This window comes from Vibrio sp. 1751 (genome assembly GCF_033339895.1).
Classification (GTDB): Bacteria; Pseudomonadota; Gammaproteobacteria; order Enterobacterales; family Vibrionaceae; genus Vibrio; species Vibrio alginolyticus.
Genome location: NZ_JAWOVM010000139.1, coordinates 1 through 6,574, shown reverse-complemented (window position 1 = coordinate 6,574; position 6,574 = coordinate 1). Strand labels below are relative to the sequence as shown.

The following is a 6,574-nucleotide window of genomic DNA, read 5'->3' as shown; positions in this document are numbered from 1 at the left end:
AGTCGATTGCTGATAGAGTGGGACTGCTTTGGTTTAAAAGAAAGTAATGAGTAATTTAACGTAACACTCGTTGTGCGTAGGTGGTCGATTTAACGTAACGTCACTTTGTGCGAACCGAAGACCACTTACAAGGAAAGGCTCCTGATGGGGAGCCTTTCTTCGTTATTGAGTTACCAAAAATCTGGTTGATTCATGCGTGTAGGGAACACCCTTAGTATCTCAATGCGATTATCTTTGACTCGATAAGGTATTAAGTAAGGAAACTTTTGCAAGATTAGTTCTCTTGTTCCGAACACTCTCCCTGGTCGTCCCATTGCTGGGTTTGCTTTCAGGAGTTCTGTTAGTTCGTGAACTTCTTTAACAAAGTCCCTTGCTGACTGAGGGTTTTGTTCCTGCAAGTATTCAGCTGAATGCTCTAAATTGATTAACGCTTTTTTTAGCCATTTAATCTGCATTCACACCCCACTTAGAGAAAGCACTTTTCACATCATCTGCACTAGCAAAATGACCTGCATCAGCTTCACTAAGAGCTTCTTTAATTTCATTTATCTGCCAAAGCTCACGCTCTAAGTAATCTTGGATAGCTTGGTTTGTTATCCAAGACTTTGTTCTGCCTGTTGATTCAGCAAGCTGCGTTAACTTTTGCTCGATATCGTCAGGAATTCTTACCGACATAGATGGCATGGTGGTCTCCCTCTTGTATTGCGTTGTATGCATTGTAATACAAGAGGGAGGATTTACCATAATAGGAATAACCTGCACCGAAAATATTATGCTAAGCGTTGCGAATCACTCTTAAACAGTTAAATGGCTTGTACGCTATCTACAAATTTTTTGAAGCCAGCCTTTGCCCAAATATACGGATACTTTTGATAGATAGGTAGAGCGTCTTTTGTAGGCTCTAGTCGCTCTTCCCAATAAGTGTCGAGTAGCTCAACACGTACGACTACTTTCTGTGCGTTAATTATGCTATTTAGTGTATCTATTGACACCCAATATTGCTTGTGTGTTTGATTTCCCATATTGATAGAAGTATTCACTAATCCATTTGATGTTGCTGTTTTCTGAGAAACTACTCCATATTGAGATTTATCAATTGGCTGAAGATATGAAATTTCCCCATCAATATTAATACCTAAAGGGCGAGCGGGGTCGAAATTCTTTGCGCCTCCCCACTCTGCAATAATGATGTATTGGTTCTCTTTCAACCTATCGTTCCATCGCAATCCTAAACGAAATAATGAAGTACCATTGCTTAAATATGCAGGCTCCATCAACATCTCTGACTTACTATCAAATTCAGATACGGTCTTTGTTATATAGCCAGGCCAACCCGGATTGTCATATGTATCTTTTAAGCTTGTGGTAGTTATACAACCACTTAAAAACAGTATTCCAATACAACTAATTACTTTTTTCATACTCCGTCCCAAATTGCCATTTAACGCGTTTTATACGGGGAACGCCGTTTTTTACGTTGTTTTATGACCGTTTAATATTCTACGGTCAACATAAATTCAAAAAACTTAAAACGATGTTTGCATGTTAGATAGCAACATGTCGCTTAATGTGAAGGATTGAATTTTACGTAATTCTCGTTGTGCGTAGGTGGTCGATTTACCGTAACGGCACTTAGTACGTACCGAGATTTAGACACAAGAACGGCTCCCGATTGGGGGCCGTTCTTCGTTGTAGAGTCACGTAGGAAGATTACGCACCTGAGAGCGAACCATTTATGAGACTCTATTGAGCTTAAATCCAGCGCCTTTTTTTATGCAATGAACTACTGGCGTCATTGTTTGATTTTCTACTTTGTAGATAGTTTTTTCTGCGCGATAGGATTCATCATCAAAGATGATTTCTTCACCTTTAAGCGGTAAATGGTTTGAGGTGATAAGAATATCTTGGTCTGGTAGCTTTAGGATGATGTCCATGCTTTATCTCCCGATAACATTAATCGGTTAGTATTATACTGGACTTTTAAGAGACATGTTTGCGGTGCGTTTTTCATTGTATGTGACTTAATTTTTTATAAAAAATTCATATTAGACGTATATGCATGGCAAAAAAAACAGGAGCGTTAGCTACCTCATCTTTTTTGGGGCTTGTCAAAGCCCTGCTACGTCTATTTGACTTAGGTAATCCAGTTTGTCTCAAGGGGTAATGGCGTTCATCCTTGAATGTAAGAGCCTCGCAGTTATCGAGCGTCTATTTTCTCCGGCTGACCAAACCGTATGGGGCTAGATTCTATGGTGAATCTCCAAAACCATGCATTTAACTCGTTTCATCTCTTCTCTAACCGTTACCGATTTTATTTCAATCAGGTCACAGAAAAAGCGTCTTCAATACTCCGTCTGAAAGAGCTGCGCTGTCTCGGAATGGTTTAATGTCGTTGGATGGTTTTCTGTTGGTAGTGACAAGGCTAGCCAACCTGTACTAGAATGAAGATCGCCAAATCAAGTCATTCGAGTACAGTTCCGAGCTGTTAAAGAATACTTCCTAAGAGCCGAGGATCGCAAGATCTTCGGCTTTTTTGTTTTTCTAACTTACTAAAATGAGAGATTTTTTTTCCTATCTAACTTCATTTTTATTCTTTTATATCCGGCTTGTGCGTTGTCTCTAGCCCTTGCCATATCTAGCATTTCGGCTTCAAATCGGTCTTTTTCTTGGTTGTATTGTTCGACGATGTTATCCACTCGTTCTTTTGCGGATTTTTCTATTTGTTGAGCGGTGTGCTCTCTGTTTTGAATCGCTGACTCTCGCTCTAATACCTGATTTTTTTGTTTGTGGAAACTATCCCATTCTCCTTCAAGTTCTTTTTTTACTCGGGATAATTGCTCTTGATATGCAGAATTTACCCGTTCTTCTGCATCAAGTTGAGCCTCTTTTGCTGCGGCTATTTGGGCATTATTCAAGCCATTAAAGATGTAAATCGAAAGTGGTACCAGGACAAAGAAACTTAAAATAAACAAAGTCCAGATAGGCCACAGCCCTTTGAAAATATTCCAATATCCTTTGGTGCTGTTAAAAGCATAAATTTTGGGTTCGTTTCCCTCAAAATTAACTAATCCCCATTGCTCTAGATTTTCTTGAGCTTGCCAATAGTCGGTGATCAACACAGCCTGATCCATTTGGTGATAGCTCCAGTTCGCTGTCCAGAAAATACCGGCAAGTACGGCAAGTAAAACAAACCATCTCATCGTAGATAAACCTCCGTAATATCAGGGCGGAAATGCCCCATTTCTTGAGACACAACTTCAAGAGCTTTCTCGTAGGTCATGTTTTTTTGCAGTTCACTCATGCGCTCTTGGGCGTAGCTATGCCTTAGGCCATGCGCTCCGGTACTCCAATTCAATGCTCGATTTGATGCAGTGGTGAAAGAACTGGACCAACGATTACCGCCATTAATGTCGTAATGACTGGTGTAGTTCACACCTCGATCGGTAATCTGCACTGGTTGATTAAGTCTGCGATCTTCCAATCTTTCAGCAAGGGGGTGGGGAATGAGAACTTCACGAACCAGCCCCCCTTTTCCCTCTACGGTGTAACGTATTCCGTCTCGACCTGAGAATTTTTCTTCTAGTGCCGGTCTTGGATCTGGCGTGCGTACATCGATACGTTGCAAGGTATTCAGTTCATGTGCTCGAAGTCCGGCTGCGTGAGCTATTTCAGTTGAGAGAGCATTGCGTTCAGTTTGTGCATCCGCAATCATTTTTGCTTGCTCTGGGGTGTAAGAACGGGAGGATAGAATTTGCTGCTTTTCGGATTTGATAACGTCTAGCGTTTCCGTCTGACTGAGCTTTCCTGTGACATTTTGCATCATGGATTGAATCGCCTGACGCTCCATATCTAAGGTTTTTTGCCCCACTTCTGTGGCCCTATCGGTCAAATACTGGTGTGCCTGTTCGACAGTTAAATCTCGCAGACCACAATTAAAATCGGCATTGGCGTGTTTGGCTACCATCGTCAGACGTTCTTCGTAGTTGCGAACCGTTCCAACGCTAAGGAGGTTTTTCCCCTGCATCTGCTTCATAACGTTCGCGGCCTGTTTTGTAGCAACGGCTTTGGGATCGACGTTCTTCGCAAATTTAGCCATGTTTTTCTAACCATCTTAGAACGGTGGAGTGAGCAACTTTGATCCGCTTGTTGGTGCGAAGCCAACGCTGAAGTTCGGCTGCTGTTGCGCCTGCTTGATACAGTTCTAAGAGTTGATGGGTGTATTTATCGAGGCGTGATTTTCGTGCGGAATAGGAGCGTTTCCGTATGGATTGAGTCTGAGCTTTCAGGGTAGAAAGTTCACCTTGAACATCAAAATCAGTCATGAATATCCTTGTAAGAACATACAATTCTGAACAATTCAGAACAGCGACAACTTAATGCCTATTCGCCAGTTGAGTGCTATTGGGCACAAGGATTATCTGACCGTTTTCCATTTCCATTATTCTTTGAGTGACGTTCAAAGGACCGTCTCATTTCACCAGTTGAGAACTGTATTTCGCTATTTCTAGCGCCTCGGAATTAACTGCTCCGGTGAACATTTATCTACTCGCTGAGCTTTCGATACTCTGTTTATTTTCAGATTGAACAGGGAAAAACAAACTGCTTTCGAAGTAGCAACACTTATAAAACTGATTCGCATCGTTAGACGTATCTTGCACAAAAATAAGAGTTTTTTCAAATTTCGATTTGTGTATGCGTTAAATAATATGCGTGAAAATCTTGAATCCATTTTAGAATAAGCCCTCGCTAGGTTAAACGAAGTTCTAACCTAGCGAGGGCGTGAGCGTCCGAGAAATTTGCGAAGTGTCTCTCCCAATTTTGCAATGCGAAGCGAGCAAACAGGGAGAGGCGCTGAGTGAATTTGAGTTGGGTAGGAGGAGGTTATTTTCTATTTTCGGTGATTCTGAATCCCCATCTATAATTTGATGGTTCATAAATCACAAAAGCTTCAAATGGAGGTTTTAAGTTTTCAGGCGCTACAACTACGAAAAGGTTATGCCAAGAAGTAACACCATTAACGATCGTGTAATCAGCAACCCCTGGTTCACCCGTTTCATTCAATATAACGTTCCCGTCTGTATCTTTAATGACTACTCGCCAAAAATTAGAACTCGCTGAGTCAATGTCTCCCGTAGACATTTTGACAGTTAAATAGCCATTTTTAGGAATTCTGCTGAAGTCTGGTTTTGAGAAGGCTGTTTTAGCTCTTTGTTTTTCTTCATCGACAAGCTCTTCATATGGTTCGTATGTTACAAAAGAATTCATTGAAAACGCCTCAGCGACCTCAATTACAGTTGTACTTACGAACGGACTTGTCTCGAATGTTTTTCCTAAGTTAGAACAGCCTGCTGTTACAAAAGTTAGTGCTATAGCTACAAATAATCTTTTCATGTAAACCCTAGTGATTTTATGTGATTGGGCGATTATACAATAAGGTGCATTTGTATGATGGGTGTCATGACAACACTTGCGCCATCGATGTTTACCTTACCTGAGAGAGGGTTAGGCTAGCTCTCTCAAGTAAATCTTAGGGGTGATGAGGTATATAGCTGCGCGATCTTTGAGTTATTTCTCTCTTTTTAGCCTTCTACGAATAGAGTGAACGCTGTTTAGAGTGAACTTCTCTCCCCGTTGTGGTTTAAAGCCATTTTCATTTAACCATTCTGCAGTTTTGGTTGGAGTCTCACCATCCTGCATCATGCGCCAGATTTCTTTCTCGTAATCTTTTCTTTCTGTACGTTTTGGTTGGGCGTCTACTGCTGATTTTTGGGCTGGTTTTTTCTGTGTTATTTCTTTCGAATTGTCCGAAAAGTATTCTTTTATTTTGTCCGTACATATGCTTTCAATTAGTGCTGATATTGTAAGATCATTATGTACGGCTATTTCTTGAAGTGATTCCTTGAAAGCCTTTGTGCATCTTAGTTCAACCCTTTCTGATTTTTTTACTTTTGTCCGTACGTTTTTGTCTTTTTTCATTGTTTTATATGTCCGTATTTTATGGTTTTATTTTGTCCGTACATTTTATGTTATGAGCCTAAGTTTTACTAGGGGGAGTTTGGAAATATTAAAGGAGTGATACTGTAAAGCTGGGTGTTAAGAGAGAGAGGTTTATGTTTGTTAGAGCCATTTTTACAGTACTGTCATGCAGTGCGCCATTTATCGTGATTAGTGACAACGTTCCGAACTGGGTGACAGTTTTGGCTTGGGTGTACATATTGGGAATGATGGTTGTAGGTGTTATGGCATTAAAGGCCAAGCAGATCATTGCATGGTGCGATAAGCAGCTCGCTAAGAAAAATGACAAAAACGCCCCTTAGAGGGCGTTTTTTGTTTCAAATGAGCACGCTAGATTTTGCTATGTAAATCGCTCTGAAAGCGTCACAAACTTTCAAAGCTGCATGGATGTGTATTGCCATGATCAAGCGTCCAAAATCTTCATTAGGAGCGTTTGAGGCGTTCTGATGGCTGTTTTTAATGGCTAACTCGCCCGTTTAACATAATAGGAATAATAATCACCACCACAACGTTATGTTGCTTTAAATTATGAGCTTCTTTGCTTCGATTTGAAGCCATT

Annotated in this window: 10 protein-coding genes; 1 reads left to right on the top strand and 9 read right to left on the bottom strand. The window is 40.8% G+C overall.

Annotated elements, in window-relative coordinates:
* Positions 1-170: 170 nt before the first annotated feature.
* The 9 genes from R7041_RS22185 to R7041_RS22145 all read right to left on the bottom strand — a co-directional run bounded on the left by R7041_RS22185 (position 171) and on the right by R7041_RS22145 (position 5,976).
* Positions 171-455 carry a type II toxin-antitoxin system RelE/ParE family toxin gene (locus R7041_RS22185; protein ID WP_086484181.1) on the bottom strand — a complete coding sequence of 95 codons (285 nt, stop codon included), beginning with the start codon at positions 453-455 and terminating at the stop codon, positions 171-173.
* Positions 445-684 (bottom strand): CopG family ribbon-helix-helix protein, encoded by a 240-nt coding sequence (locus R7041_RS22180; protein ID WP_001139687.1) that lies wholly within the window; start codon positions 682-684, stop codon positions 445-447. Before R7041_RS22180 ends, R7041_RS22185 begins: the two co-directional genes overlap by 11 nt.
* A 119-nt stretch (positions 685-803) precedes the next feature.
* On the bottom strand, positions 804-1,421 hold the full coding sequence (locus R7041_RS22175) for a hypothetical protein (protein ID WP_318114928.1): 618 nt from the start codon (positions 1,419-1,421) through the stop codon (positions 804-806).
* 312 nt (positions 1,422-1,733) lie between these two features.
* Complete coding sequence (locus R7041_RS22170) at positions 1,734-1,934, bottom strand: hypothetical protein (RefSeq protein WP_318114927.1); 201 nt, start codon at positions 1,932-1,934, stop codon at positions 1,734-1,736.
* A 615-nt stretch (positions 1,935-2,549) separates the two neighbouring features.
* Positions 2,550-3,200, bottom strand: a complete 651-nt coding sequence (locus R7041_RS22165; protein ID WP_318128714.1) for a TolC family protein — start codon at positions 3,198-3,200, stop codon at positions 2,550-2,552.
* Positions 3,197-4,096, bottom strand: a complete 900-nt coding sequence (locus R7041_RS22160) for a site-specific integrase (protein ID WP_318114925.1) — start codon at positions 4,094-4,096, stop codon at positions 3,197-3,199. The genes R7041_RS22165 and R7041_RS22160 overlap by 4 nt, the downstream gene beginning before the upstream one ends.
* Positions 4,089-4,322: a hypothetical protein gene (locus R7041_RS22155; RefSeq protein ID WP_138953830.1), complete on the bottom strand. Its 234-nt coding sequence runs from the start codon at positions 4,320-4,322 to the stop codon at positions 4,089-4,091. Before R7041_RS22155 ends, R7041_RS22160 begins: the two co-directional genes overlap by 8 nt.
* Positions 4,323-4,881: 559 nt before the next feature.
* Entirely contained in the window at positions 4,882-5,391 is a 510-nt protein-coding gene (locus R7041_RS22150; RefSeq protein ID WP_138953829.1) for a hypothetical protein, read from the bottom strand.
* Between the two features lie 174 nt (positions 5,392-5,565).
* Positions 5,566-5,976 (bottom strand): recombinase family protein, encoded by a 411-nt coding sequence (locus R7041_RS22145; protein ID WP_138941975.1) that lies wholly within the window; start codon positions 5,974-5,976, stop codon positions 5,566-5,568.
* 134 nt (positions 5,977-6,110) lie between these two features.
* Between R7041_RS22145 and R7041_RS22140 the strand changes: the two genes are divergently transcribed.
* Entirely contained in the window at positions 6,111-6,317 is a 207-nt protein-coding gene (locus R7041_RS22140; RefSeq protein ID WP_138941976.1) for a hypothetical protein, read from the top strand.
* The last annotated feature ends 257 nt before the right edge of the window (positions 6,318-6,574 follow it).

Coding starts and splice junctions, on each gene's coding strand:
- R7041_RS22185 (WP_086484181.1), bottom strand. CDS start 455: ATGCAGATTAAATGGCTAAAAAAAGCGTTAATCAATTTAGAGCATTCA.
- R7041_RS22180 (WP_001139687.1), bottom strand. CDS start 684: ATGCCATCTATGTCGGTAAGAATTCCTGACGATATCGAGCAAAAGTTA.
- R7041_RS22175 (WP_318114928.1), bottom strand. CDS start 1,421: ATGAAAAAAGTAATTAGTTGTATTGGAATACTGTTTTTAAGTGGTTGT.
- R7041_RS22170 (WP_318114927.1), bottom strand. CDS start 1,934: ATGGACATCATCCTAAAGCTACCAGACCAAGATATTCTTATCACCTCA.
- R7041_RS22165 (WP_318128714.1), bottom strand. CDS start 3,200: ATGAGATGGTTTGTTTTACTTGCCGTACTTGCCGGTATTTTCTGGACA.
- R7041_RS22160 (WP_318114925.1), bottom strand. CDS start 4,096: ATGGCTAAATTTGCGAAGAACGTCGATCCCAAAGCCGTTGCTACAAAA.
- R7041_RS22155 (WP_138953830.1), bottom strand. CDS start 4,322: ATGACTGATTTTGATGTTCAAGGTGAACTTTCTACCCTGAAAGCTCAG.
- R7041_RS22150 (WP_138953829.1), bottom strand. CDS start 5,391: ATGAAAAGATTATTTGTAGCTATAGCACTAACTTTTGTAACAGCAGGC.
- R7041_RS22145 (WP_138941975.1), bottom strand. CDS start 5,976: ATGAAAAAAGACAAAAACGTACGGACAAAAGTAAAAAAATCAGAAAGG.
- R7041_RS22140 (WP_138941976.1), top strand. CDS start 6,111: ATGTTTGTTAGAGCCATTTTTACAGTACTGTCATGCAGTGCGCCATTT.